24 protein-coding genes are annotated in these 25,580 nt (G+C 72.4%); 3 read left to right on the top strand and 21 right to left on the bottom strand.

Features of this window, described 5'->3' with window-relative positions; all coding sequences use genetic code 11:
• Positions 1-82: 82 nt before the first annotated feature.
• From RBJ77_RS13595 to miaA, 5 genes are all read right to left on the bottom strand, one after another.
• Positions 83-1,540 (bottom strand): M1 family metallopeptidase, encoded by a 1,458-nt coding sequence (locus tag RBJ77_RS13595; RefSeq protein WP_372345240.1) that lies wholly within the window; start codon positions 1,538-1,540, stop codon positions 83-85.
• A gap of 77 nt (positions 1,541-1,617) precedes the next feature.
• Entirely contained in the window at positions 1,618-3,741 is a 2,124-nt protein-coding gene (locus RBJ77_RS13590) for a bifunctional (p)ppGpp synthetase/guanosine-3',5'-bis(diphosphate) 3'-pyrophosphohydrolase (RefSeq protein ID WP_372345239.1), read from the bottom strand.
• A 139-nt stretch (positions 3,742-3,880) separates the two neighbouring features.
• The gene (gene dapF / locus RBJ77_RS13585; RefSeq protein WP_372345238.1) at positions 3,881-4,750 is read right to left on the bottom strand and encodes a diaminopimelate epimerase; all 870 of its coding nucleotides are present in this window, start codon (positions 4,748-4,750) and stop codon (positions 3,881-3,883) included.
• A 46-nt stretch (positions 4,751-4,796) separates the two neighbouring features.
• Entirely contained in the window at positions 4,797-5,264 is a 468-nt protein-coding gene (locus RBJ77_RS13580) for a hypothetical protein (RefSeq protein ID WP_255975205.1), read from the bottom strand.
• 107 nt (positions 5,265-5,371) lie between these two features.
• The gene (gene miaA / locus RBJ77_RS13575; RefSeq protein WP_372345237.1) at positions 5,372-6,310 is read right to left on the bottom strand and encodes a tRNA (adenosine(37)-N6)-dimethylallyltransferase MiaA; all 939 of its coding nucleotides are present in this window, start codon (positions 6,308-6,310) and stop codon (positions 5,372-5,374) included.
• 182 nt (positions 6,311-6,492) lie between these two features.
• On the opposite strand from miaA, the gene RBJ77_RS13570 reads away from it, so the two are divergent.
• Both RBJ77_RS13570 and RBJ77_RS13565 read left to right on the top strand, forming a co-directional pair.
• On the top strand, positions 6,493-6,783 hold the full coding sequence (locus tag RBJ77_RS13570) for a hypothetical protein (protein WP_372345236.1): 291 nt from the start codon (positions 6,493-6,495) through the stop codon (positions 6,781-6,783).
• A gap of 53 nt (positions 6,784-6,836) precedes the next feature.
• Positions 6,837-7,091: an antitoxin gene (locus tag RBJ77_RS13565; RefSeq protein ID WP_255975195.1), complete on the top strand. Its 255-nt coding sequence runs from the start codon at positions 6,837-6,839 to the stop codon at positions 7,089-7,091.
• A gap of 77 nt (positions 7,092-7,168) precedes the next feature.
• Here the strand turns inward: RBJ77_RS13565 and RBJ77_RS13560 are convergent, their stop codons facing one another.
• From RBJ77_RS13560 to RBJ77_RS13525, 8 genes are all read right to left on the bottom strand, one after another.
• Positions 7,169-7,891, bottom strand: coding sequence for a class III extradiol dioxygenase subunit B-like domain-containing protein (locus tag RBJ77_RS13560; protein ID WP_372345235.1), 723 nt, complete (start codon positions 7,889-7,891; stop codon positions 7,169-7,171).
• Positions 7,892-7,925: 34 nt separating this feature from the next.
• Positions 7,926-9,452 carry a tRNA (N6-isopentenyl adenosine(37)-C2)-methylthiotransferase MiaB gene (gene miaB, locus RBJ77_RS13555; protein WP_255975193.1) on the bottom strand — a complete coding sequence of 509 codons (1,527 nt, stop codon included), beginning with the start codon at positions 9,450-9,452 and terminating at the stop codon, positions 7,926-7,928.
• A gap of 52 nt (positions 9,453-9,504) precedes the next feature.
• Complete coding sequence (locus RBJ77_RS13550; protein ID WP_372345234.1) at positions 9,505-11,334, bottom strand: ABC transporter ATP-binding protein; 1,830 nt, start codon at positions 11,332-11,334, stop codon at positions 9,505-9,507.
• A gap of 77 nt (positions 11,335-11,411) precedes the next feature.
• The gene (locus RBJ77_RS13545) at positions 11,412-12,464 is read right to left on the bottom strand and encodes an Ldh family oxidoreductase (protein ID WP_372345233.1); all 1,053 of its coding nucleotides are present in this window, start codon (positions 12,462-12,464) and stop codon (positions 11,412-11,414) included.
• Positions 12,465-12,481: 17 nt separating this feature from the next.
• Positions 12,482-14,197 carry a thiamine pyrophosphate-dependent enzyme gene (locus RBJ77_RS13540; protein ID WP_372345232.1) on the bottom strand — a complete coding sequence of 572 codons (1,716 nt, stop codon included), beginning with the start codon at positions 14,195-14,197 and terminating at the stop codon, positions 12,482-12,484.
• Between the two features lie 13 nt (positions 14,198-14,210).
• Positions 14,211-15,071: an amidohydrolase gene (locus RBJ77_RS13535; RefSeq protein WP_255975187.1), complete on the bottom strand. Its 861-nt coding sequence runs from the start codon at positions 15,069-15,071 to the stop codon at positions 14,211-14,213.
• Positions 15,072-15,232: 161 nt separating this feature from the next.
• The gene (lhgO, locus tag RBJ77_RS13530) at positions 15,233-16,432 is read right to left on the bottom strand and encodes an L-2-hydroxyglutarate oxidase (RefSeq protein ID WP_372345231.1); all 1,200 of its coding nucleotides are present in this window, start codon (positions 16,430-16,432) and stop codon (positions 15,233-15,235) included.
• A gap of 48 nt (positions 16,433-16,480) precedes the next feature.
• On the bottom strand, positions 16,481-17,938 hold the full coding sequence (locus tag RBJ77_RS13525; protein WP_372345230.1) for an aldehyde dehydrogenase: 1,458 nt from the start codon (positions 17,936-17,938) through the stop codon (positions 16,481-16,483).
• A gap of 176 nt (positions 17,939-18,114) precedes the next feature.
• Between RBJ77_RS13525 and RBJ77_RS13520 the strand changes: the two genes are divergently transcribed.
• Positions 18,115-18,402 carry a putative quinol monooxygenase gene (locus RBJ77_RS13520; protein WP_372345229.1) on the top strand — a complete coding sequence of 96 codons (288 nt, stop codon included), beginning with the start codon at positions 18,115-18,117 and terminating at the stop codon, positions 18,400-18,402.
• Between the two features lie 247 nt (positions 18,403-18,649).
• Here RBJ77_RS13520 and RBJ77_RS13515 read toward each other — a convergent pair whose 3' ends face one another.
• The 8 genes from RBJ77_RS13515 to RBJ77_RS13480 all read right to left on the bottom strand — a co-directional run bounded on the left by RBJ77_RS13515 (position 18,650) and on the right by RBJ77_RS13480 (position 25,570).
• The gene (locus RBJ77_RS13515; RefSeq protein WP_372345228.1) at positions 18,650-19,642 is read right to left on the bottom strand and encodes a methionine synthase II (cobalamin-independent)-like protein; all 993 of its coding nucleotides are present in this window, start codon (positions 19,640-19,642) and stop codon (positions 18,650-18,652) included.
• Positions 19,643-19,644: 2 nt separating this feature from the next.
• The gene (locus RBJ77_RS13510; RefSeq protein ID WP_372345227.1) at positions 19,645-20,127 is read right to left on the bottom strand and encodes a heme-binding protein; all 483 of its coding nucleotides are present in this window, start codon (positions 20,125-20,127) and stop codon (positions 19,645-19,647) included.
• The gene (locus RBJ77_RS13505) at positions 20,124-20,912 is read right to left on the bottom strand and encodes an alpha/beta fold hydrolase (RefSeq protein WP_372345226.1); all 789 of its coding nucleotides are present in this window, start codon (positions 20,910-20,912) and stop codon (positions 20,124-20,126) included. The genes RBJ77_RS13510 and RBJ77_RS13505 overlap by 4 nt, the downstream gene beginning before the upstream one ends.
• A gap of 26 nt (positions 20,913-20,938) precedes the next feature.
• Positions 20,939-21,310: a VOC family protein gene (locus RBJ77_RS13500; protein WP_372345225.1), complete on the bottom strand. Its 372-nt coding sequence runs from the start codon at positions 21,308-21,310 to the stop codon at positions 20,939-20,941.
• Positions 21,307-22,089, bottom strand: coding sequence for a fumarylacetoacetate hydrolase family protein (locus RBJ77_RS13495; RefSeq protein WP_372345224.1), 783 nt, complete (start codon positions 22,087-22,089; stop codon positions 21,307-21,309). The genes RBJ77_RS13500 and RBJ77_RS13495 overlap by 4 nt, the downstream gene beginning before the upstream one ends.
• A gap of 6 nt (positions 22,090-22,095) precedes the next feature.
• The gene (locus RBJ77_RS13490) at positions 22,096-23,535 is read right to left on the bottom strand and encodes an NAD-dependent succinate-semialdehyde dehydrogenase (RefSeq protein WP_372345223.1); all 1,440 of its coding nucleotides are present in this window, start codon (positions 23,533-23,535) and stop codon (positions 22,096-22,098) included.
• 95 nt (positions 23,536-23,630) lie between these two features.
• Complete coding sequence (locus RBJ77_RS13485; RefSeq protein ID WP_372345222.1) at positions 23,631-24,539, bottom strand: VOC family protein; 909 nt, start codon at positions 24,537-24,539, stop codon at positions 23,631-23,633.
• 110 nt (positions 24,540-24,649) lie between these two features.
• A complete protein-coding gene (locus RBJ77_RS13480) occupies positions 24,650-25,570 on the bottom strand; it encodes a LysR family transcriptional regulator (RefSeq protein ID WP_372345221.1) in 921 nt (306 codons plus the stop codon).
• Positions 25,571-25,580 lie beyond the last annotated feature (10 nt).

Genomic DNA, 25,580 nt, shown 5'->3' with positions numbered 1-25,580 from the left:
TGAAGATGGTCGCACGGTACGGGCCGTCTCGTCATCCGGGTTATTGCCCGCGATCATCGGGTCCGAAGCCCGGAATTCCGGCCTACTTCTCCACCGGCCGGCTCTTCCAGTCGGGGTGTCCGGGCATCGGCGGCGTCTTCCGGCCGTAGAGCCAGGCGTCGAAGAAGCCGGTCAGGTCGCGTCCCGCGATCCGTGCGGCGAGGCCGGTGAAGTCCGCCGTCGTGGCCGTGGAGTCACGGTGGGTGGCCACCCACTGCCGTTCCAGCCGGTCGAAGGCGTCCTTGCCGATCTCCTGGCGCAGCGCGTAGAGGACGAGGGCGCTGCCGTCGTAGACGACCGGCCGGAAGATGCTGATCTTCTCGCCGCTCTCGGGGCCCTTCGGCGCGGCGGGCGGGCCGCCGGCCGCGCGCCAGCCGTCGGAGTCGCGGTAGGCGTCCCGCATCCGCGTCACCATCGGCTGGTCCGCCTTCTCCTCCGCGTACTGGGCCTCGTACCAGGTGGCGTGGCCCTCGTTGAGCCACAGGTCGGACCAGGTGCGCGGGCTGACACTGTCGCCGAACCACTGGTGCGCCAGCTCGTGGACCATGATCGAGTCGATGTACCACTCCGGGTAGCCGGGCTCGGTGAACAGGTCCTTCTCGAAGAGGGAGAGCGTCTGCGTCTCGAGTTCGAAACCGGTGGTGGCCTCGGCGACGAGCAGGCCGTAGTTCTCGAAGGGGTAGCGGCCGACCTTCCCCTCCATCCAGGAGATCTGGCCGGGCGTCTTCTTCAGCCACGGCCGCAGCGCCTTGACGTCCTTGGCCGGTACGACGTCGCGTACGGGCAGGCCGTGCGGGCCCTGCTGGTGGAGCACCGCGGAGCGGCCGATGGAGACCTGGGCGAGCTCGGTGGCCATCGGGTGGAGCGTCCGGTAGGACCAGCGGGTGGCGCCGGCCTGCCGCGTCGTGGCCATGGGGACGCCGTTGGCGACGGCGGTGAGGCCCTTGGGGGCGGTGATGCGGAAGGTGAAGTAGGCCTTGTCGGAGGGGTGGTCGTTGCTCGGGAACACCCGGTGTCCGGCGTCGGCCTGGTTGGCCATGGCGAGTCCGTCCTTGGTGCGCACCCAGCCGATCTCCTCCTTGCCCGGCATGGGGTCGCTGGTGTGCCGGACGGTGATGCGCAAAGGTTCGCCGGCCACGACGGGGCGGGCGGGCGTGACGATCAGGTCCTCGCCGCCGGTCGCGAAGTCGGCGGGGGCGCCGTTGACCTCCACGGACCGCACGGTGCCGTGCGAGAAGTCGAGGTTGACCCGGTCGAGCCGGTCCGTCGCCCGGGCGTCGATCTTGGTGACGGCGTCGAGCGGCTTGCGGTTGTCGCCCTTGTACGTGAGCGCGATGTCGTACGACTGCACGTCGTAGCCGGGGTTGCCGAGGTGCGGGAACAGCCGGTCGCCGAGTCCGAGCGGGGTGGCCGGGCGGGGCGCGGCCGCGGCGAGGAGGGCGACGGAGGCACCGGCGGCGAGCAGCGCGGCGGTGCGGGACGTTCGGGAGCTGAGCAGCATGAACTACCGCTATCAGCGCGCGCTCCCGCGGCCCGGGCGGCACGCGCCGCACCACCCGAACGAGGCCCCGGGTCGGCTTACAGGGCGCCCGTCGCGGCGTGCTGCGCGCGCCCCACGTCGTACACGCCCGGCACGTTCCGCATCGCCCGCATCAGGGCCTGGAGGTGGGTGGCGTCCGGGAGTTGCAGCGTGTACGTGTGCCGGACCCGGCCCTGGGCGGGGGGTTCGACGGTCGCCGAGATGATGGCGACGCCCTCCAGCGCTATGGCTTCGGTGAGGTCGGCCAGCAGGTGCGGGCGGCTGAAGGATTCAGCGAGGAGGGTCACCCGGTACTCGGCGGTCGCCGCGTCCGCCCAGTGCACGCCGACCTCCGGGCGGCCGGCGTTCTTCATGCGCTGCGCCCCCGAGCACTCGACGCGGTGCACGGTGACGGCGCCGCCGCGGACGGCGAACGCGGTGATCTCGTCGGGCGGCACGGGCGTACAACAGCCCGCGAGGCGGACGGTGGCGCCGGGCTGCTCGACGACGGCGTTCGCGGCGGCGGGGCGGGCGGAGGGGCCGCTGTACGGGGCGCGCGGTGCGGGCTCCGTGTCGCGCGGCCCCTCCGGGTGCGCGGTGAGCCAGCGGCGGATGGCGATGCGGGCGGCGGGCGTGCGCGCGTGGTCGAGCCAGTCGCGGGACGGTTCGGAGGCTGCGCCGCTCTCCATGTGGTCCATCAGGAGCTGGACGGTGTCGCCGTCGCTGAGGACCGTACTGAGCGTCGCCAGGCGTCCGTTGACCCGTGCGCCGATGACGGCGTGGGCGTCCTCGCCGTACTGCGCGTACGCGGCGTCGACGCAACTGGCGCCCGCGGGGAGGCCGATGGTGCCGCCGTCGGGCCGGAAGACGGTGATCTCGCGGTCCTGCGCGAGGTCCTCCCTGAGCGTCGACCAGAAGGTGTCGGCGTCGGGCGCGGACTGCTGCCAGTCGAGCAGGCGGGAGAGCCAGCCGGGACGGGTGGGGTCGGAGCGCTCGCCGAGGGTGTCGAGGTGCTCCTCGCCGGACGGCGCGTACGGGTTGCCGAGCGCGACGACGCCCGCCTCCGCGACCTTGTGCATCTGGTGCGTGCGGATGAGGACTTCGGCGACCTCGCCGTCGGCGCGGGCGACGGCGGTGTGCAGCGACTGGTACAGGTTGAACTTCGGTACGGCGATGAAGTCCTTGAACTCCGAGACGACGGGCGTGAAACAGGTGTGGAGTTCGCCGAGCACGCCGTAGCAGTCGGCGTCCTCGCCGACGAGGACGAGGAGGCGGCCGAAGTCGGCGCCGCGCAGTTCGCCGCGCTTGCGCCGGACGCGGTGGACGGACACGAAGTGCCGGGGCCGGATGAGGACTTCGGCGCTCAGGCCCGCCTCGCGCAGCACACTGCGCACCTCTTCGGCGATCGCGGCGAGCGGGTCGTCGTCGCGCGCGGCGTTGGCCGCCATCAGCGCGCGGGTCTCCGCGTACTCCTCGGGGTGCAGGATCGCGAAGACGAGGTCCTCCAGCTCGGTCTTCAGGGCCTGGACGCCGAGTCGCTCGGCGAGCGGGATGAGGACGTCGCGGGTGACCTTGGCGATCCGCTCCTGTTTCTCCTGGCGCATGACGCCGAGGGTGCGCATGTTGTGCAGGCGGTCGGCGAGTTTGATCGACATGACGCGGACGTCGTTGCCCGTCGCGACCAGCATCTTGCGGAAGGTCTCGGGCTCGGCGGCGGCGCCGTAGTCGACCTTCTCCAGTTTGGTGACGCCGTCGACGAGATAGGCGACCTCCTCGCCGAACTGCTCGCGCACCTGGTCGAGGGTCACCTCCGTGTCCTCGACGGTGTCGTGCAGGAGGGAGGCGGTGAGCGTGGTGGTCTCCGCGCCCAGCTCGGCCAGGATCAGCGTCACCGCGAGGGGGTGCGTGATGTACGGCTCGCCGCTCTTGCGCATCTGGCCGCGGTGCGAGGACTCGGCGAGCACGTAGGCCCGGCGCAGCGGGTCCAGCACGGCGTCCGGATGGTGCGCGCGGTGGGCCTCGACGACGTGGCCGATGGCGTCCGGGAGCCGGTCGCGGGTGGTGGGGCCGAGGAGCGCGGCGCGGCCCAGACGGCGCAGGTCGATCCGTGGGCGGCCGCGCCGACGGTGCGCTCCGGGCGTGATCGGCCCCGGCGTCGCGGGGTTGGTCGCCTCCGCACTCATGAGCACCTCCGGCTTTGTCGACCGGTGGCGGGCTCGCAGGGGCACCCGTCCGGACCGGTGCTTGATGCTACCGAGCCCATCACGTGGCGCAGTCCCGCTCTCGCCCAGCGTGAAACGGATCACCCATTCGAGCGACAGTTCACGGGTTTACGGTTTCGATTGCCGCGAACCAGTCCGCGTCGAGCTCGCCCTCGGCCACGATCACCGCGGGCCCGGTCATCTCGATCTCTCCGTCGGGCCGCTCGGTGATCGTCAGCCGGCCACCGGGAAGGTCGATGTCGTACGTGACGGGGGCGCCGGTCACGGCCGGGTCGAGGCCGTCCCTGCGGGCCGTGGCGACGGCCACCGCGCACGCGCCGGTCCCGCACGAGCGGGTCTCGCCCGAGCCGCGCTCGTGCACGCGCATGGCGACGTGCCGGGGGCCGCGGTCGACGACGAATTCGACGTTCACACCCTCCGGATACACGTTCGCCGGCGCAAAGGGGGGCGGATCGTACAGGGTGCCCGCGTGGGCGAGGTCGGCCACGAAGGCGATCGCGTGCGGGTTGCCCATGTTCACGTTCCGGGCGGGCCAGGAGCGGTCGTCGACGGTGACGGTGACCTCTCCCTCGGGCAGTGCGGCCCGGCCCATGCCGACCGTGATCAGGCCTTCCTTGTCGATGTGGACCCGCTTGACGCCGCCGCGGGTCGCCACGGCGATGTCGCCCTCGGTGGCGTGCCCCGCGTGCTGCAGGTAGCGGGCGAAGACCCGCACGCCGTTGCCGCACATCTCGGCGATCGAACCGTCCCCGTTCCGGTAGTCCATGAACCACTCCGCCTCGGCCGCCAGGTGGCGCGCCTCGGGGTGGGCCGCGGAGCGCACGACGTGCAGGACGCCGTCCCCGCCGATACCGGCGCGACGGTCGCACAGGGCCGCCACGGTGGCCGGGGACAGCTCGATCGCGTTCTCCGCGTCCGGGATGATCACGAAGTCGTTCTCGGTCCCGTGGCCCTTGAGGAAGGTGGTCATTTCTCGATCGTACGAGATGGCGCCGACAACCCGGCGGGGCGGGCGGTCAGCGGAGCCGGGCGACGCGCCAGACGGCGAGGACCGCCACGGCCGCGACCACCACGACGTAGGCGCCGACGACGCGCCAGTCCGGCCATCGGCCGCTGCCGCGCGGCGGCAGACCGGGCAGCGTGTAGCCCACCCGGCGGGCGGCCATCATGCCCCAGCCCGCGGCGCAGGAGCTGATCAGCAGGCCGAGCATCGCCACGACCGCGCCGCCGTCGCCGAACTCGAAGAACAGCGGGAACGCGAACATCAGGGAGCCGATGGTGGCGAGCATCACGATGGGCGCGAGCTGCCAGATGCGGAGCCGGCGCTGCGGGCGCAGCTCGACCTCCACCTCGGCGGCCTCGTCCTGCGCGGCGATCTCGTCGGCGGTGGGACCGTCGGCGATCACGCCGTCCGGGGTCGTCTCAGGACCGTCGGAGCTCAGCTGCTCCCCGCCTGGTGCGGTGTCACGAGGGCCGGCCTCCATCGCCACGCGCCCTCCCACTCCGGACTCCACTGGTCGATCGATGGTCGATGATGGCACGGCCCGGGAGGCCGGGATGACCGCCCGAGCGTCCCGATGCCATCACGTGATCAGGCTGTAACCGGTCGTTCGACCAACGCCATTGCGCGGGCCGGGAGTTCCCCGCGCTCGGCGACGGCCCCACTGAGCCAATGCACCCGGGGGTCGCGCCGGAACCACGAATCCTGGCGGCGCGCGAAGCGCTTGGTGGCGCGGACGGTCTCGGTCCGCGCCTCGTCCTCGGTGCACTCCCCCGCGAGCGCCGCGAGCACCTGCTGGTAGCCGAGCGCACGGGACGCCGTGCGCCCCTCGCGCAGGCCCTGGTCCTCCAGAAGGCGCACCTCGTCGACGAGACCTTCGTCCCACATGCGGTCCACACGCGTGGCGATGCGCTCGTCGAGTTCGGGGCGCGCGACGTCCACGCCGATCTGGACGGTGTCGTAGACGGAGTCGTGTCCCGGCAGGTTGGCCGTGAACGGCTTTCCGGTGATCTCGATGACTTCGAGGGCGCGCACGATGCGCCGGCCGTTGCTCGGCAGGATCGCGGCGGCGGCCTCCGGGTCGGCGGCGGCCAGCCGGGCGTGCAGGGCGCCGGAGCCGCGCAGGGCGAGCTCCTCCTCCAGGCGGGCGCGGATCCCTGGGTCGGTGCCGGGGAACTCCATCTTGTCGACGGCGCCGCGCACGTAGAGCCCGGAGCCGCCGACGAGGACGGGCCAGCGGCCGGCGGCGAGGAGGCGGTCGATCTCGGCGCGGGCCAGCCGCTGGTACTCGGCGACGCTCGCGGTCACCGTGACGTCCCAGACGTCCAGGAGGTGGTGCGGGACTCCGTCGCGCTCCCGGGGCGTCAGCTTGGCGGTGCCGATGTCCATCCCTCGGTAGAGCTGCATGGAATCGGCGTTGACGACCTCGCCGCCGAGTTCCTTGGCGAGGAAGACGCCGAGATCGGACTTTCCGGCCGCGGTGGGACCGACGACGGCGATGACCCGCGGGGCGGGAGCTGCGCTACTCACCGCCCCAGTCTCGCAAACCTCGGCCCCACTTCTCGAACGAGCTACGTGACGCCCCAGGTGCGGGGTCGTTGCCTGTTGCGAGGTTCCAGCCGCCGGTTTCGAGGACCGGTGACCCGGGCGACGCAATGGGACGCACCGGGCAGGGCGGGATTTCGCCCACACGAGTACTGTATGGAGTTGAAATGGGCGTTTTTGCCATGTTTCGCCGGAAGGCCAAGGGCAGCGAGGAGGCGTCAACCGCGCAGGCCCAGGCCGCCACTCTGACGGCCGAGCCCGAGGCGGCGGACACCGAGACCCCGTCCGAGGCCCCCGAGGCCGCCACGGCCGAGCAGAAGGCGGAGGAGCCCGAGGCGGGCGCGGCGGGCGCGGCGTCCGAGGCGGCCGAGGGCGCCGCGGAGAGCGTCGAGATCCCGAAGCAGCAGTCCGCGGAACAGGCCGCCGACAACGAGGCCGGCGAGGGCGCCCGCAAGTAACTCCCGCGAGCTTCTGCGAGCTCCTGCGAGCTTCTGTGACGGAAGGTGGGTCCATGGGCTTCCTGGACACGTTGAAAGCCAAGCTGAACCCTGCCAAGGAAAAGGTCTCCGGCCTCGCGCAACAGCACGGGGACAAGATCGACCAGGGCCTGGAGAAGGCCGCCAAGGTGGTCGACGACAAGACCAAGGGCAAGTACAGCGACAAGATCCAGCAGGGCACGGACAAGGCGAAGGGCGCCCTGGACAAGCTCTCCGGGCCGGGCGACAAGGACGGCGGGACCCCGCCGTCGCCGCCCGCGGGGTCCTGAGACACCGCGCGCGGAACGCACACGGCGGACGGCCGCGAAGCCGAAGGGCTTCGCGGCCGTCGCCGTGTCCGCGCCGGCTACGTCCAGCTGGCCACGAAGTAGCCGACTCCGTAGGGCGCGTCCTCGTACAGGAGACGCGCGGTGGTGTCCTTCTTGTCCCAGGCGCCGTCCAGCATCTGCCAGGGGCCGCGGCCGGAGATCTTGAGCTCGCGGGCGAGGTCGGCGTCGAGGCGGGCCAGGTAGTGGTCCGGGTCGCCGGTGCGCAGGGCCTCGGCGATCCGCGCGTCCACGTCCTCGGCGCGCTCGTCCAGGTAGCCGGGGGCCTTCACGGTGCGGCAGGCGGTGCCGTCGCCCATGACCAGGAAGCCCACCCGCTCCTTGCCGGTCCGGCCGTCGCCGAGCCGCCACGCGCCGTCAAGGTTGTCGAACGCGGACCTGCCCCCCGCCACCTCGTAGCCGCGCACCTCGCCGCTCCACCCCGCGCGCGCGAGCAGCCACGCGCCCACGGAGAGGGACGGCGGGAGCGTGGCCTCTACGGTTCCGGCGTCGTCGGCCGGGGTTCCGAGGTGGACGTCGAGGTCCACGCCGAAGGGGCGGAAGGAGCCACGGGCGCCCGGGCGGTGGACTCCCGGGCGCGTGCCCTCGCCGATGATCCACACCAGGTCGGGTCCGGCCGCGAGCATCGCGCCGATCGCCTCGTCGCACGCCGCGCGCGCGGCGTCCAGCTCGGGGGCGGCGCCGGCGGCCACCTCGGGCACGAGCAGCGGCGGGCAGGGGCAGACGGCGGCGGCGACAAGCATGATCGGCAGCCTACTGTGCGCCCCCGGCCGCGGGTCAGTCGACGGCGCAGCCGCCGGTCATCGCGGGCAGCGGCTCGGGAACGCCCACCTTCGGCAGGCCGAGCAGGACGCCCTGCTTCTTGTCCTGCGCCTCCTGGGTGCGCTTCTCCCACGCGTCGCCCGCGCGCGTGGAGCGCACGCTCAGGACGGGGCCCTCGGCGAGCAGGTGGTGCGGGGCGGCGTAGGTGATCTCGACGGTCACCACGTCGCCGGGGCGCACCTCGGTGTCCGGCTTGGTGAAGTGGACGAGGCGGTTGTCGGGGGCGCGGCCGGAGAGGCGGTGGGTGGCGCCGTCCTTGCGGCCTTCGCCCTCGGCGACCATCAGCTCCAGGGTGCGGCCGACCTGCTTCTTGTTCTCCTCCCAGGAGATCTCCTCCTGGAGGGCGACGAGGCGCTCGTAGCGCGCCTGCACGACCTCCTTGGGGATCTGGTTCTCCATGGTGGCGGCCGGGGTTCCGGGGCGCTTGGAGTACTGGAAGGTGAAGGCCTGGGAGAAGCGGGCCTCGCGCACGGCGTGCATCGTCTGCTCGAAGTCCTCCTCGGTCTCGCCGGGGAAGCCCACGATGATGTCGGTCGTGATGGCCGCGTGCGGGATGGCGGCGCGGACCTTGTCGATGATGCCGAGGAAGCGCTCCTGGCGGTACGAGCGGCGCATCGCCTTGAGGACCGTGTCCGAACCGGACTGCATCGGCATGTGGAGCTGCGGCATCACGTTCGGCGTCTCGGCCATCGCCGCGATCACGTCGTCCGTGAAGTCGCGCGGGTGCGGGGACGTGAAGCGGACGCGCTCCAGGCCCTCGATGGCACCGCAGGCGCGCAGCAGCTTGCTGAACGCCTCGCGGTCGCCGATGTCGCTCCCGTAGGCGTTGACGTTCTGGCCGAGCAGCGTGATCTCGGAGACGCCCTCGGCGACGAGGGCCTCGATCTCGGCGAGGATGTCGCCGGTCCTGCGGTCCTTCTCCTTGCCGCGCAGCGCCGGGACGATGCAGAAGGTGCAGGTGTTGTTGCAGCCGACGGAGATCGACACCCAGGCCGCGTACGCGCTCTCGCGGCGGGTGGGCAGCGTGGAGGGGAAGGCCTCCAGCGACTCGGCGATCTCGACCTGGGCCTCCTCCTGGACGCGGGCGCGCTCCAGGAGGACGGGCAGCTTGCCGATGTTGTGCGTGCCGAAGACGACGTCCACCCAGGGCGCCTTCTTCACGATGGTGTCGCGGTCCTTCTGGGCGAGGCAGCCGCCCACGGCGATCTGCATGCCGGGGCGCGAGGCCTTGCGGGGGGCGAGGCGGCCGAGGTTGCCGTAGAGGCGGTTGTCGGCGTTCTCACGGACCGCGCAGGTGTTGAAGACGACGACGTCGGCGTCGCCGTCCGCGTCCTCGGGCGCACGGACGTAACCGGCACCCTCCAGGAGGCCGGACAAGCGCTCGGAGTCATGGACGTTCATCTGGCACCCGTAGGTGCGCACTTCATACGTCTTGGGGTGCGATACGTCCACTGCCTGACTCCGGTCGCTGCTGCTGGTCATGGAACAAGGGTAGGCCGTCGCGCCCGGCCTCCCGTCCGGCCCCGTACGCCCCTCACGGTTGCAGCCCGACCCGCTGGGCTCCGTCGTCCTCGGGGGTCTCGTCCAGGAAGCCGCCCGACTGGTGCAGCCACAGGCGGGCGTAGGTGCCGTCCGCGTCGAGCAGGTGCTGGTGCGTGCCCTGTTCCACGATCCGGCCGCGGTCGAGGACGACGAGGCGGTCCATGCCGGCGACCGTGCTGAGGCGGTGGGCGACGACGAGGGCCGTGCGGCCTTCCATGAGGCGCCACAGCGCTTCCTGGACGAGGACCTCGCTCTCGGAGTCCAGGGCGCTGGTCGCCTCGTCGAGCAGCAGGATCGGGGCGTCGCGCAGGATGGCGCGGGCCAGGGCGACGCGCTGGCGCTGGCCGCCGGAGAGTTTGATGCCGCGTTCGCCGACCATCGTGGCGAAGCCGTCGGGGAGGGTGTCGGCGAACTCCGTGACGTGGGCCGCCTCGGCCGCGCGGCGGATGTCGGCGTCGGTGGCGTCGGGGCGGGCGAAGGCGATGTTGTCGCGCAGGCTGCGGTGGAACATGGCCGGGTCCTGGGGGACGTACGCGATCAGGCCGCGCAGGTCCTTCTGGCGCAGGGTGGCGATGTCCTGGCCGCCGATGAGGATGCGGCCGCCCTGGATGTCGGTCATCCGCAGCAGCAGCCGGGTCAGGGTGGTCTTGCCGCCGCCTGACCGGCCGACGAAGCCGACGCGGGCGCCGTCGGGCACCTCCAGGTCGAGTCCTTCGAAGAGGGGCCTGCCGCCGGCGTGGGCGAAGGTCACCTTCTCGAAGCGGACGTCGGCGCGGCCGGGGCGCACCGGCTCGGGGGCCGGCGGGTCGAGGACGGTCGGCGGGTCGAGGAGCAGCTGCGTGAACTGCGCGGCCTCCGTCATCGAGCTTTCCAGGCGGCGGTAGATCTGGTTGAAGTCGAACATGATCCGGGTCGCGTTCGTGTAGTACGTGAAGGCGACGACGACGCCCTCGACGCCGTGCCCGGCGCCGAGCGTGACCGCGAGCAGCAGGCCGAGGGCGTTGGTGAGGACGGAGAGCGGGGCGACGACCGTGTCGATGCGCAGGTTGCCGTAGTCCCAGGAGCGGAGCATCAGGCGGCGGGACTCGGCGACGCGGGTGCGGTGCTCGTCGGCCTCGCGTTCCTCGGCGGCGAACGCCCGGACGGTGTCCATGTTCATCAGGCTGTCGGCGACGTGCCCCGCGACCTTGGCGATGGCTTCCTCGCGTGCGTCGACGAGTCGCTGGCGGCGACGGATGAGGGGCGCCACGCCCACGGCGGTCAGCGTGATCATCGACAGCAGGCCGACGACGAGCAGCGGTTCGTAGCGCCAGAGCACCACCGAACCGAACAGCAGCGGCACGAGGCTGCCCGTGACCTGGAAGACGAGGGTGTCGATGAACTCCTCGAAGCGGGACGCGAAGCTCAGCACGCGCTTGGTCAGCGAGCCGGCGAAGTTGTCGTGGAAGAAGGTGGCGTCCTTGGCGTACAGCTCGTCCATGCCGAAGACGTAGAGCCGCTCGACGCCGCGGGCGTCCAGGCGGTTGAGGCAGTGGAACCCGAAGCGCCAGAGCGTCTCGGCGAGCAGCAGGACGCCGGCGAAGGCGAGGACGTACGGCAGTGAGTCGGTGACGCTGACGGTGCCCGCGCCGGCGATCTCGCCGACGAGTTTGGCGACGAGCAGCGGTGCCACGTAGTTGAGGCCGATGTTGCCGAGTGCCGGGAGCAGCAGGGCGGGGACGGTGAGCCGGCGCTGGCGGGCCAGCTCCCGTCCGTAGAGGCGCAGCGCGAGCAGGACCGCGCCGCGCCCGGGTGTGCTGTTCGGTGAACCGGGCGTTCCCACTTCCTCACCCTCCGTAGCCGGACGAGAGGGAAGTGTCCCGCGGCGGCGGGTGCAGGGTCCACGTGTTTTCCGGGGGCTCAGCCCCTGGTGGCCGGAAGCGGCACGCCGCGCTCGGCGGCCGCCGCGGTCAGCTGCTGCCAGACCTTCGGTGCGACGGGGATCCCGGCGGTGTCCCGCTGCGCCGCGATCGCGGCGCTGCGCTCGCCCGGGTAGTACACGCCCGCCGAGTCGTCCGCCGCCGGCAGTTCCTTGAGGGCGGCGAGCGTCGCGTCGGTGTCGGCCAGGAAGCCGGCCGTGCCGCCGAACGCCGCCGGGTCGACGGCGATGAGGAGGGCGTTCTGCCGGTGCTTGCGGCCCGCCGGGTCGTCCGCGTGGAAGGCCGCGAAGATCGGCGCTCCGACGAGGACGCTGGTGAGCAGTTCGAAGGCGAGGGACATGCCGGAGCCCTTGGCGCCGCCGAGCGGCAGTGGCATGACGGCCTCGGCGGGGTCCGTGGTGGGCGTGCCGTCGGCGGTGGCGGCGGCGCCTTCGGGCAGCGGGGTGCCGGCCGCCCTGGCCTGGCGGATCCGGCCGAGGGCGATGGTGGCGGTGGCCATGTCGAGGAGGAGCGGCGCGTGGTCGCGGGCGGGGACGGCGACGGCGAGCGGGCTGGTGGCGACGGCCGGGCCCTTGACTCCGGTGTAGCCCATGTTGGGCATGCCGGCGACGAAGCCGATGCCGACCAGGCCGGCGTCGGCGATCTTCGACACGTAGTAGCCGATGGCGCCGGTGTGCACGGTCTGCCGTACGCCGACGGACGCGATGCCCTGGCTGCGGGCCCGGGTCACCGCCTCGTCGGCGGCGGCGGTCAGCGCGACCGGTCCGGGCGCGCGGTCGGCGTCGATGACGGCCGCGCCGGGGGCGGTGGACTCCAGGGTCAGCCGGGGCGCGGGGTTGGCGACGCCCTTGGCCAGCAGGTCGAGGTAGGCGGGCACGCGCGCGATGCCGTGCGATTCGACGCCGCGCCGGGCGGCCCAGACGAACACGTCGGCGGTGGTGGCGGCGTGCTCGGCGCTCAGGCCGCCCTTCTCCAGGAGGGCGGCGGCGAAGCTGCGCAGGTCGGCCGCGGCGACCAGGGTCTTCTCGGGCATAGGGGGTTCCTTCGGGGTCAGCGGGTCACGAGGACGTCGACGACGGCGGTCGTGCCGTCGTCGACGGCCTTGAGCGCCCGCTCCAGGGCGGCGGCGAGGGCGTCGGGGGCGTCGACGGTCTCGGTGTGCAGGCCGAACGGTTCGGCGAAGGCGGCCAGCCGCGGCAGCCGGCGCAGATCGGTGCCGAGCCATTCGCCGGTCTCGGCGGCGGCGCCGTCCGGGTAGAAGCGCCGGTGGTTGAGGTTCATCGACTTGTAGACGCGGTTGTTGAACACGACGACGAGCAGCGGGAGTCCGTACGCCGTGGACGCGTCGTAGGACGGGATCACGGGGTTGTAGGCGAAGGCGCCGTCGCCGACGGTGAGCACCACCGGGCGCTCCGGCTCGGCGAGTTTGACGCCGAGGGCGACCGCGATGCCCTGGCCGAGGCCGCCCTGCACGTAGAAGTACGCGTCGGGCGCGGCGGTCCTGAGGTGGCGCTTGACGGTGCGGCTGTGCGTGATCGTCTCGTCGACGACGATGCCGTCGCGGCCGTCGAGCAGTCGCCGCAGGGTGGCGGCGACGAGGACGGGGTCGACGCCCTCGCCGGTGGCCGTGGCCGCCCGGGTCTCGGCCTCGGCGATCGCCACCTGCTCGGCGGCGTGCCGCTCCTCCTGTGCGGCGCGCCGGACCGCCACCGAAGGCCCGTCGAGGTCCCGGGCCCGCTTGGCGAGCTGGCGCAGCGTGTTGGTGACGTTCCCCTCCAGGTAGTGGTCGGCGAAGAGGACCTGGTGGACGACGTGCGGGCGCTGCGGCACCTCGTCGACGACGACGACCGTCGCCTTCGCGGGGCGGCGGGACGGCGGGTAGAACGGGGCGCGGCAGTTGACGAGGAGGATCAGGTCCGCCTCGTCCGTCCACGGGCCGATGTCGGCGCCCGCGTGCAGCGGATGGGTGCGCGGGAAGTTGGCGCACACCGCCGAGTCGGGTTCGACGACCGGGATCTGCCAGGCCTCGGCGAACGCGACGAGCGCCTCGAGACCGCCCGCCTCGCGGCCTGCGGTCTCGGTGACGATCACCGGGTTCTCCGCCGTGCGCAGCAACGCGGCGACGGCGTCGGCCTGTTCGGGCGAGCTGTGGGTGGTGCCGGGCTCCACGACCGGTTTGGCCTCGCGGCCGTCCCAGTCCTCCAGGAGGATCTCCAGGGGGATGTTCAGGTACGCGGGCCCGGCCGGGGCCCGCCGGGCCAGTTCGGCGGCCCGCGTGACCATGGCGGGCAGCGTGTGCACGCTGGCGGCCTCCGTGGCCCACTTGGTGAACGGCCGGGCGATGCCGTGCGGGCCGCCCACGATCGACAGGTTGCGGTACCACTGGCCGCCCGGGTCCTGGCCAGGTCCGTCCCCGTACGTCGTGGACTCGGACGAGGAGACCACCATGGGGACGCCGGCCAGCAGCGCCCCGTGGATCGCCATCGACCCCTGGAGCAGTCCGGGGGCGGCGTGCAGCAGGACGCCCTGCGGGCGGCGCTTGAGCAGCCCGTATCCGGTGGCCATGCCCGCCGCCACGGTCTCGTGCGTGAGGTCGAGGTAGCGGGGGGCGGGGAGTCCGTCGCGGTGCCGGCGGGCGAGGGACTCCCAGACGGGGGCCCATTCGGACCCCGAGGAGCAGAACAGGTAGTCGGCGCCGACGGCGTTGAAGGCGGATACCAGAGCGTCTCCGCCGTCGACGCCTTCAGTACGTTCGGTGTGCGTCATCTCTGGTGGTTCCTCAGCCCTCGATCGGCCAGTTCAGGACCTCGGCGATGCCCCGGCCCATGATCCATTCGAGCTCGTCGGGCGTGAAGTCCCAGTGCTTGGTGAACTGTTCGATGGTGTCGGTGTACGTGATGCCGTGGCCGAGCAGCCGGGTGATGTCGGTGCCGTAGAAGCAGCGCCGCGGGCCCATCTTGTCGACCATCTCGCGCACGTACTTCTCGATGTTGTTGTTCGGGAACGGCTGGGTGGAGTAGCCGGGCAGCGCCGAGACCTTGACGTAGATGTTGGGGTGCGCGGCGAGGTCGGCGGTCTCCTGGACCCAGTAGCCGATCGCGTCGTCGACGCAGCGGGCCATGATGCCCATGTGGTCGATGATGATCTTCAGGCCGGGGTGGCGGCCGGCGATCTCGCCCAGTTCCCGCTTCCAGATGGGCGCGTGGACCATCGTCGGGATGTTCAGTTCCTCGGCCAGCGGCCAGTACCAGTCGTTGGTGCCGTCGATCATCCAGTTGCGGTCGATCGGCCGGTGGAAGGTGAGGCGGGTGCCCTTCACGTGCGGGTTCTGCGCGAAGTCGGCCAGCATGGCCCTGCCCTCTTCGGGCTTGTTCTGCGGGATGCGGGCCATGATGCCGAAGCGGTCGGGGTGCGCCTCGCACGCTTCGAGGGCGTAGTCGATGCGGTCGCCCTCCCAGGACGGCGGCAGGATCAGGGCCCGGTTGACGCCGGCCTCGTCCATCAGCTCCAGGGCCTCTTCGTAGCTGAAGGGGTCCTCGCGGTGGCCGTTGAGGCGGATGCGCTCGCGGGCGCCGGGGACCCAGGGGCGGTCCGGGGACTCTTCCTTCCAGATGTGGATCTGGGTGTCGACGACGAACATGCGGTTGCTTCTCTCTGTCGGAGCCGGTTCGGGTGGAACGGGTCCCGGGTGGGCGGGTCCCGGGGTGGTGCGGGATCGACGTTAGGGGCGCCACGGGGGCCTTGCGGAGAGCTGGGAGCGCAAGCTGTTCTTGCGTGAAAAGCCGCTGTACGCAGGGGAGTTCAGGTCTTCCTGAAGATCTCGTCGACGATGTGCGCGGCGATCGCGAGGGAGGCTGTCGCGGCGGGCGACGGCGCGTTGCGCACGGCCGTGATCCGGTCGGACCGGTGGATGCGGAAGTCGTCGACGAGGGTGCCGTCGCGGTCGAGGGCCTGGGCGCGGACGCCGGCGCCGCCGCGTACGACGTCGTGGACGCCGACGCCGGGGACGTAGTGGCCGGCGTCCTTCATGAACGCCGCCGCGGAGAAGGAGCCGCGGTACTCCTTGACGCCGGTGCGCCAGTGCCGGGCGGCCATCCGCCAGGTGCCCGGGTAGGCGGCGAGGCCGAGCAGGTCGCGGGGTGAGACGCGGGTGCGGCGGTAGCCCTCCCGGGCGAGGGCGAGGACGGCGTTCGGGCCGACCTCGACGGAGCCGTCGACGCGCGGGGTGAAGTGCACGCCCAGGAACGGGTACCGGGGGTCGGGCACGGGGTAGATCAGCCCGCGCACCAGGTGCGCCCGCTCCGGCTTGAGCAGCATGTACTCGCCGCGGAACGGGACGATCCGCGGTTCGGGCCCGCCTCGGGCGAGCGCGGCGACGGTGTCCGACTGGAGGCCCGCGCACAGGACGAGCCGGTCGACCGCGACCCGCTCGGGCCCCGAGGCGACCTCGACGCCGCCCGGCACGGTGGTGATGCCGGTGACCTCGAAGCCGAGCCGCACCTCTCCCCCGGAGTCGGTGACGTCCTTGGCGAACTCCCGGGCGATCGCCGGGTAGTCGGTGATCGCGGTGCGCGGGGAGTGCAGCGCCGCGATGCCGCCGGCGTGCGGCTCCAGCTCCTTGATCTCCTCCCGGGAGACGGTGCGCAGGTCGGGGACGTGGTTGTGCTTGGCCCGTTCGTAGAGCCGCGCCATGCGGCCCAGCTCGTCCTCGCGCACGGCCACGACCAGCTTGCCGATCTCGCGGTAGGGCAGTCCGCGGTCCTGGCAGTACGCGCGCAGCAGGGCCACGCCCCGTACGGTCAGGTCCGCCTTGAGGCTGCCGGGCGGGTAGTAGATGCCCGCGTGCACGACACCGGAGTTGTGTCCGGTCTGGTGGCGGGAGACCTCGTGCTCCTTCTCCAGGACCACGACGCGGGTGCCGGGGCGGCGCAGCGCGATCTCGCGGGCCGTGGCCAGGCCCACGATGCCGGCGCCGACGACGCCGATCGTCTCGTCTGCCAACGTGGCTCTCCTTTCCGGGAGTTGTCTCGGGCGTCTGGGAGACAGGCCCTAGGCGCCGTAGTGGATCGCGACCGTCTTGACGCGGGTGTAGAAGTGCAGCGCCTCCGTGCCCTGCTCCTTGAACGGGGAGCCGGAGGCGTGGAAGCCGCCGAAGGGGTGGTGGACGTCCCAGCCGGGCGTGGTCAGGTTCACGGCGATCTGGCCGCACTCGGCCTCGTCGGCGAACCGGTGGGCGGCGGTCAGGTCCTGGGTGAACACCGCCGCGGCGAGGCCGAACCCGGAGTCGTTGACGGCGGCGACCGCTTCCTCGAAGGAGTCGACGGCGCAGAGCGCGACCACCGGGCCGAAGACCTCCTCGCGCCAGACGGCGAAGTCCGCCGTGACGTCGCCGAGGACGGTCGGGGCGACGTAGCAGCCGTGGGCGAGGTCGGCGCCGGCCGGGACGTCGCCGCCCGCGAGGACCGTGGCGCCCTGCTTGACGGCGCCCTCGATGTGTCCGAGCACGCCGTCCCGGTGCCGGGGGCTGGAGAGGGGGCCCATGCCCGTCCCCGCCGCGAGCGGGGCCCCCGGTTCGATGCGCGCCACCTCGGCGAGCAGCAGCCGGGTGAACTCCTCGGCCACGGGCCGCTCGACGACGACGCGGCTGGTGGCGGTGCAGCGCTGCCCGGCCTGGCCGAAGGAGGCCGCGGCGACGGTCCTCGCGGCCTTCGGCAGGTCGGCGTCGGCGAGCACGACGGAGGCGTTCTTGCCGCCGAGTTCGCCCTGGAAGCGGATGTTGCGGGCGGCGAACTCGGTGCGCAGCCGGTCGCCGACCTCGTTGGAGCCGGTGAAGGTGACGGCGGCGATGCGCGCGTCGCCGAGCAGGGCGGCGCCGATCCGCGCGGTGCGGCCGGTGACGACGCCGAGGACCCCGGCGGGCAGCCCGGCGTCGTGCAGCGCCCGCGCCAGGTGGAGGCCGGAGACGGGTGTCTCGCCGGCGGGCTTGAGGACGACGGCGTTGCCCGCGGCGAGCGCGGGGGCGAGTTTGCGGGCCGGGGTGATGAGCGGGTCGTTCCACGGGGTGATGGCCAGCACGACGCCGATCGGTTCCTGCTGGGCGCTGGTGCGGGTGTCGGGGCGGGCGTCGTTCAGGAGGGTGCCGTAGCCGCCGCGGCCGACGAGCAGCGCGTAGTACTCCAGGAAGTCGGCGGCCTTGAGGGTCTCGCCGTGGGCCTCGGCGCGGGTCTTGCCGTTCTCGGTGGCGATGTCCTCGGCGATCGCGTCGGCCCGTTCGCGCAGCAGGGCCGCAGCGCCGGTGAGGACGGCGGCGCGGGCCAGCGGGCCGGTGCGCCGCCAGCCGGCGAAGCCGCGCTCGGCGTGGTCGTAGGCGCGGGTGACCTCGTCGGGGGCGAGGGCGGGGACGCGGAACGCGGGCGTACGCAGATCGGCCGGGTTCTGCACGTCGATCCACTCGCCGGAGCCGGCGGCCACCCACTCCCCGCCGACCAGGGTTTCCACGGAACGCATCTGGATCACTTCTTTCTCCGGTGTCGATAACCGGATGTACGACACACCACGTGCGGCGCCGCGGGCAGACCTGAGGAGGCAGTCATTGGTTGCGCTGTGCGCGGGCCGTCCACGCGGCGTTGTGTGCTGCAATCGAGGCGCCGCTGAACCGGTCCTTCACGATGAGGAGTTGTGCCATGGCGTACGCCGTGTTCGCCCGCTACCGCTGCGCCGCCGACGACGCGGACACCGTGCGGGACGCCCTGCTGAGGCTGCGCGAGCTGACCCGCGAGGAGCCGGCGAACCGGGTGTACGAGGTGCACGCGGAGGCGGAGGTGCCCGGCGGGTTCGTGCTGTACGAGGTGTACGAGGACCGGGCCGGGTTCGAGGCGCACGCCGCCGCGCCGCACTTCGTGGAGCTGAACGTGGGGGTGGTGCGGCCGCTGCTGGTGGAGCGGACGGTGACGTTCGCCGAGGTGCTCTAGGGCCTGTCGTCACACTCCCGTCGTCGCCCGAAGGGCGGCCCCGCGGCGTCTGGTGCGTGCGATCGCAAGGCGCCGGAAGGTCCTGGTAGCGGAGCTACCCGGGCCTTTCGGCAACGCGGCGAGCGTGCGTGCCAGGCGCCGCGGGGCAGACGGGAGTTTGACGACAGGCCCTAGACCCTGCCGGGGGCTCGGCTCCCGCGCCCCCGGGACGGCCATGTGGTGCGCCGTCCCGGGGGCGTTCGCGTGCTCAGAACTCGTTGCCCCAGATGTAGCGGGCCAGGGTCTCCACCAGGACGAGCTTCCTGCGCTGGCCCTCGGCCGTCTGGAGCGGGCGGGCCGCCACGTCCGCGAAGCCGCTGGACGGGGCGACGGCCGCGTCCTCCAGGTCCTTGAGCTCGCCCGCCGCGTCGAGGCGGTCGAGGGCCGTGTCGATGTCCTCCGGGTCCGCGCGCGCCGCGTCGACGACGCCGAAGCACACGTCGCGGTCCTCGGGCAGCGCCCGTATGAGGTCGAGTTCGGCGGCCGACGCGGTCAGCAGCGGCAGGACCCAGCGGTCGGCGGTCATCTCGGCGAACAGCCGCCCGGCCTTGGCCCGGTCCACCGCGGCCGGCGGCGTCGCGCCGGGGCAGTAGCCGATGCGGACGCCCTCGGGGCGGGTGTCGAGGCGGGTGGCGGGGGCGTCGACCGCGAGGGCGTCGGCGAAGGACAGGGCGCCCACCGGGGTGTCGTCGGGGCCGGTCGCCGCGAGCAGCAGCGGATTGTCGAGCTGGATCAGGCGGACGCCGGCGTCGACCAGGCGGGCGATCTCGGCCCGGACGATCTCGGCGAACGCCTCCCCCACCTCGCGTGCGGGCAGCGGGCTCGACACGGTGGCGGCGAGGTAGGACGGGGCCGGGAGGGTCACCTTGGGGGCGATGACGGTGAGGCCGGCGAGGCGCTCGGCCCGGTCCACCGCGAGCGGCCCCGCGGCCTTCGGGAGGGTGTCGGCGACCCGGACGGGGCTGCCGTCGGCGGCCGTCTCCCCCGTGCGCCGCACGCCGTCCACGTGGTCGAGGACGATCCCGAGGGCGTCGTCGTAGGGGTGGCCGCCGTCGGTGACGACCGTGGTGCGCAGGGCGCGCTGGAGGGCGACGGCCTCGGCGACCGCCGCGTCGACGGAGGCGGCGTCGGTGCGGTCGAGTCCCGTCGGGCGGACCAGGCTGCCGTGGTGGTCGATGCGGTAGTTGAACGTGTCGGCCATGGTCAGGCGTCCTTTCCGCCGGGCTCGGCCGGGCGGGCGGCCACGCCCCACGCCGCGAACTCCAGTTCGTAGCCGAGGGAGCCGAGGACTTCCTCCGCGATCACCTGGTCCTCGTCGGCGGTGCCGCCGGCGATGCCGAGGCCACCGATGACCTCGCCGTCCTTCTTGATGGTCATGCTGCCCTCGGCGGCCATGATCGGCAGGGCCGCGCCGGGCAGGTGGGAGAGCTGCGAGAAGAAGACGGGCTGGCTCTCCTGCCACTTCTTGAGCATCGGTCCCGGGCGCTGCATGACCGCGGCGGTGTAGGCCTTGGCGCGGGCGATGTCCGGGGTGAGCGGGCGGGCGCCGTCGGGGCGGCGCACGGCGACGACGAAGCCGCCCGCGTCGACGACGGCGACGCTGACCGCCTTGCCGATGTCCTGGGCGCGGCGGTGCGCGGCGGCGATGATCTCTTCCGCGGCGTCGAGGGTGAGGGCGGGGCTCATGCGGGGTCCTTAACGGCAGTGAGGGTGCGGCGCAGCCGGGCGACGGCGGCGTTGTAGCGGTCCGGCGTCTCCCAGTACATGGAGTGCGGGGCGCCCTCGACGATCTCCAGGTGGGAGCCGGGCAGCAGTTCGTGGGCGCGGGTGACGGTGGCGACGCTCAGTACGGCGTCCTGCTCGCCCGCGAGGAAGGCGACGCGGAGGCCGGACGCGGTGAGGTCGTCGAGGGTCGGGCCGTTCGTGTCGAGGTTGCGCAGATCGGCCATCCTGGCGGCGTTGAAGGTGCCCATCTGCTGGAACAGGAAGGTCAGATCGGGCCGCTCCTTCTGGAACGGCTTCGTCAACAGCCGGTCGACGACCGGGAGTTGGACGGCCCTGGCGCGGTCGGCGGCGGCCAGTTCGGTCAGCTCCGGGTGGCTGATGCCGCCCAGGGAGTGGCCGAGGACGACGGACGTGACGCGCTCGGGGCGCAGCAGTCCGGCGCGCAGTGCCGCGACGGACCCGATGGACTGGCCGACCAGCATCGCGTCGTGGACGTCCTCCCGGTCGAGGACGGCGACGACGTCGCCGGGGAAGTCCTGGCCGTCGAACTCCGTCATGGTCGAGTCGGACTTGCCGAAGCCGCGCAGGTCGACGGTGAGGACGGTGAACTCCTCGCGCAGCGCGGCCACTTGCTGCCACCAGGCGGCGTGGTGGCCACCGGAACCGTGCACGAGGAGGATCGCGGGTCCCGAGCCGTGCCGTTCGTAGTAGAGGGACGTGCCGTCGTCGGAAGTGGCGTAGGGCATGGCGGTGACTCCCTTGGATCAGCAGGTCAGTTGGGGCGCTTGGCGTGGTACACGATTTCGATCATGGTGTGGTCGGGATCGTGGATGTAGCAGAACTTCGACTGGTTCTCGGGGCGCTGGATCGGGCGGGTGTGCCGGACGCCCAGCTCCTTGAGGTGGGCGAGGAAGTCGTCCCAGTCGTCGACCTCGACGGCGAAGTGGTAGGGCGCCATGCGCTCCATCTCCTCGACCGGGGTGAAGTGCAGGTCGAAGGCGCCCCGGGTCATCAGCACCACGCGGGTGTTGGACTTGGGCATGATCCGCTTCATCCCGAAGACGGCCGTGTACCAGGCCGCGGTCCTGTCGGGGTCGGTGGTGGGGAAGTTGACGTGGTGGATGTAGCGGGGTTCCTTGCTCACGGGCGGGTCCTTTCGGGAGGGCTTTCCAGGCGGACGGGGTTGGAGAGCACGCCGATGCCGCTGATCTCGACGTCGACGGTGTCGCCCGGCTCCAGCCGGCAGGTGGCCTCCGCGCCCATCCACAGCACGTCGCCGGGGTGCAGCGTGAGGTGCCGGCTCATCTCGACGATGTAGTCGTAGGGGTCGAAGACCATGTCGCCGGTCGGGAACGCGGCGCGGACGGCGCCGTTCACCCGGAGCGTCGTGGTCTGCGCGAGGGCGTCGACGTCGGTCTCGATCCAGGGGCCCATCGGCTTGAAGGTGTCGCTGTTCTTGGCGCGCCAGAACGTGCGGTCGGTGTGCTGCCAGGTGCGGGCGCTGATGTCGTTGCCGATGGTCCAGCCGAAGATCCCGGCCCGCGCCTGGTCGTACGAGGCGTGCCGCAGGGTCGCCCCGATGACGGCGACGAGTTCGGGTTCGGCCTCGAACCGGCCGGTGACGTCGGCGGGCCGCACCACGGGGGAACGGTGGCCGGTGAGCGCGTTGTTGGCGCGGTAGCCGACCTCCGGCCGGTCGGGGGTCGCGGCGTTCGCGTGGGCGATGTGGCGCGGGTAGTTGAAGCCGACGGCGTAGAAGACGGGCGGGACCACCGGGGGCAGCCAGCGGACCGTGGCCAGGGGCGCCGTGCCGGTGACCGTGGGCGTGCCCTCCAGCGGGGAGGCGGCGAGCAGCTCGACCACGTCACCGGTGACGCGCCCCCAGCGGGCCCGCCCGCCGGCCTCGACGCGGGTGTATCTCATGGGTGTTCACTCCAGCCGGTGGGAGACGCGCTTGGTGACGAGGTAGGCGTCGAGGGCCTCGGGGCCGCCCTCGCGCCCGTAGCCGCTCTCCTTCACCCCGCCGGAGGGCGCCTCGTGGACGGAGCCGCCGCAGTGGTTGATCGAGAGGATCCCGGCCTCCAGTTCGGCGGACAGCTTCGCGGCGGTCGCGGCGGACTCGGTGAAGCCGTACGCGGCGAGCCCGAACGGCAGGGAGTTGGCGACGGCGAGCGCGTCGTCCAGGTCGCGGAAGGGCAGGATCGGCGCGAGCGGCGCGAACGGCTCCTCGGTGAGGATCTGCGCGTCGTCCGGTACGTCGGTGAGGACGGTCGGCGGGAAGAAGTAGCCGGCCCGGTCGGGGCGCAGCCCTCCGGTGCGCACGGTGGCGCCGCGGCGCACGGCGTCGGCGGTGAGGCGTTCGGCGGCGGCCAGCCTGCGGTCGTTGGCGAGCGGCCCCATGGTGGTCGTGCCGTCGGCGCCGTCGCCGACCACGACTTCCTCCGCCGCCTTCACGAACGCGGCGGTGAAGTCGTCGTAGTGGCTCTCGTGGACCAGGAAGCGGCTGGGCGAGGTGCACACCTGGCCCGCGTTGAGGAACTTGGCGCGGGCGGCGCGGCGGGCGGCGCGCACCGGGTCGGCGTCCGCGCAGACGATGACCGGGGCGTGGCCGCCGAGCTCCATGAGGGACGGCTTCATGACGGTGCCGGCCTGGGCGGCGAGCAGCTTGCCGACCGGTACCGACCCGGTGAACGCGACGAGCCGGGTGACCGGTGAGGCGATCAAGTGGGCGGAGACGGCGGCCGGTTCGCCGAAGACCAGGTTGAGGACACCGGGCGGCAGGCCCGCGTCGGCGTAGCAGGCGACCAGGGCGGCAGCCGTCGCCGGGGTCTCCTCGGACGCCTTGATGATCATCGAGCAGCCCGCGGCGAGCGCGGAGGAGATCTTCCGGTTCGGGCCGCCGACGGGGAAGTTCCACGGCACGAACGCGGCGACCGGGCCGACCGGTTCGCGGCGCACGGACAGCAGCGTGCCGGGCGCGGCGGGGATCGTGCGGCCGTAGGCGCGGCGGGCGTCCTCGACGTGCCAGCGCAGGGTGTCCGCGGTGCGGATCGCTTCGCCGGTCGCCTCCTTGACCGGCTTGCCCTGCTCCAGGGTCATGACGCGGCCGATCTCCGGGGCGCGTGCGGTGATCAGGTCGGCGGCCCGGTGCAGGATCGCGGTGCGCTCGGCGACCGGGGTGCCGCGCCAGGTGCGAAAGCCGTGGTCGGCGGCGGTCAGGGCGTCGTCGAGGTCGGCGGTGGTGGCGAGCGGGACGGCGCCGATGACTTCTTCGGTGGCGGGGTTGACGACGGGCGCGCTCGCTCCGGAGCCGGAGTCGCGCCACTCGCCGGATATGTGGAGGCGGACGGTGGGATAGGTGGCGGTCATGAGGGCTGAACCTCTCGTGTCAACGCCGTTGCAGGCTGAGGATTCGTCGACGGGTGCGGGTCTCGTCGTGGCTGGTCGCGCAGTTCCCCGCGCCCCTAGGCCCGATTGGTGCGCAGCGACCAGAGGGTGTGCGGCGGAGCCGTCTCGTGGACGCGGGTCTCGTACGAGGCGTCGGCGCGGTCCATGTCGCAGGCGTACTCGACGCGGCCGCCGCAGGGTGCGTGCAGGAAGCGGAAGATGTTGGAGCCGATGGTGTGCCGGCCGAGCTTGCGGGCCTCGCGCCAGCCCCGGGCGATCATGTGGTTGCCGCCTTCGATGACGTCGTCGACGCCCGGGACCTCGTACGCGACGTGGTTGACGCCGGCCTTGTCGGGGCGGTGGCAGAGCAGGAACGTGTGCTGGTCGTCGTCGCCCGGCGCCTGCAGGAAGACGCCCATCGGCTCGACGACGTCGGTGGGGCGGAAGCCGAGGAGGTCGGTGTAGAAGGCGACCGCGGCCTCGCGGCCCGCCTTGGGGATGTTGAGGGCGACGTGGCACATCCGCAGCGGCCTGACCCGGCCGACCGGCTCCAGCGGGGTGTTCCAGCGGGTCACGCTGCCCGAGACGTTGGCCGGGCGCGGGGTGACGTGCAGCGGGCGGGGCCGGGCGAGGGTGAGGCCGACGCCGAATCCGGTCTCGTCGACGGTGTGGTGCACGCCGTCCGCGCTCGCGCGGACCGTCCGGTCCGCGCCGAGTCCGGTGACGAGGCGGTCGAGGGCGTCGGCGGTGTCCACGCCCCAGACGACCTCGCGCAGCGTCGGGCCGCTCTCGACGGGCGGCGGGAGGTGTGCCGCGGGGTCGGTGTCCAGCTGGACCGTCTGTCCGGCGAGCGTCTCGCACACGGCGTGTTCGGCGGTCCGCTCCACCAGGACCAGTCCGAAATCCTCGAAGAACCGCACAGCTTCTTCGAGCATTTCGGCGTCTGCGACGCCGTAGGTGACGGACTCTATTCGCTGGATCCCCATCGGTTCCTCACTCCAGATCTTTTTCCCCGGCGATCGTAGATTTGCTCACCGGCCGTCTCAACGGCCTTGCCGCGCAGGGTCCGCAATCGTTGGTTGCGTGCGCGGTCGGGTCAGACGGATTCGGCGGCGATCCGCGGAATGGGGTTCTTGGAGAACCATCGGGTGAGGAACTCCAGGAACACCGCGACCTTTTTGGGCGTGGACTGTCCCGGCCCGTAGATCGCGTACAGCGGGCGGTCGGGGACGCCAAGGCCGGGCAGCAGCACTTCGAGCGCGCCCGACAGCAGGTCGTCGTAGGCGGGGCGCTGCGGCAGCAGTCCGATGCCGCGGCCGTGCACGGCGGCCTTCTGCAGGGCGATGTACGAGTTGGACGAGAAGGCCACGTTGCGGATCTTGTGCAGGGTCGAGGCGTGGCCGTGCCCGACGCGCCACACCGGGTCGTTGAGGTGCACCAGGCAGTCGTGGCCCGCGATCGCGTTGGGCTCGGCGAGCCGGCCGTGCCGCTCCAGGTAGTCCGGGGCGGCGCAGAGCACGAAGGGCAGCGAGGCGATCTTCTTCAGGCGCACTCCGGAATCCCGGAGGTCCCGGGTGTGGAACGCCACGTCGAATCCACTGTCCAGGAAGTCGTACGTCCGGTCGGACATGCCGCCGAGTTCGAAACGCACCTGGATCTTGGGGTGTGCGGCGGAAAAGGCGGCGATGGCGTCACCCAGGTCGAGACTTCCGATCCATTTGGGGCAGATGATGCTGAGCGCCCCTTCGGCCCGGTCGTGGAGCCGCCCTATGGAGACGTCCTCCGCCGCTATTTCCTCGAGTATCCGTGAGCAGAATTCGGCATGGCGCAGCCCTTGTTCGGTGAGGCTGACCGAGCGGGCCGTGCGATTGACGAGGCGGACGCCGACCTGCCGCTCCAGTTCGGCGACGTGCCGTGACACCAGGGAGCCCGACGAACCGAGCTTCTTGGCGGCGCCGTTGAAGCTGCCGGTCTGGGCGACGGTCACGAAGCTGTGCATGAGCAGCAGGCGGTCCATGTTCCCTCGA

Origin of the sequence: Streptomyces sp. KL116D (genome assembly GCF_030766975.1) — a bacterium.
Taxonomy (GTDB): Bacteria; Actinomycetota; Actinomycetes; order Streptomycetales; family Streptomycetaceae; genus Streptomyces; species Streptomyces longispororuber_A.
Note: the sequence above shows the minus strand (reverse complement) of the source record. Positions and strands in the feature narration are given on the sequence as shown.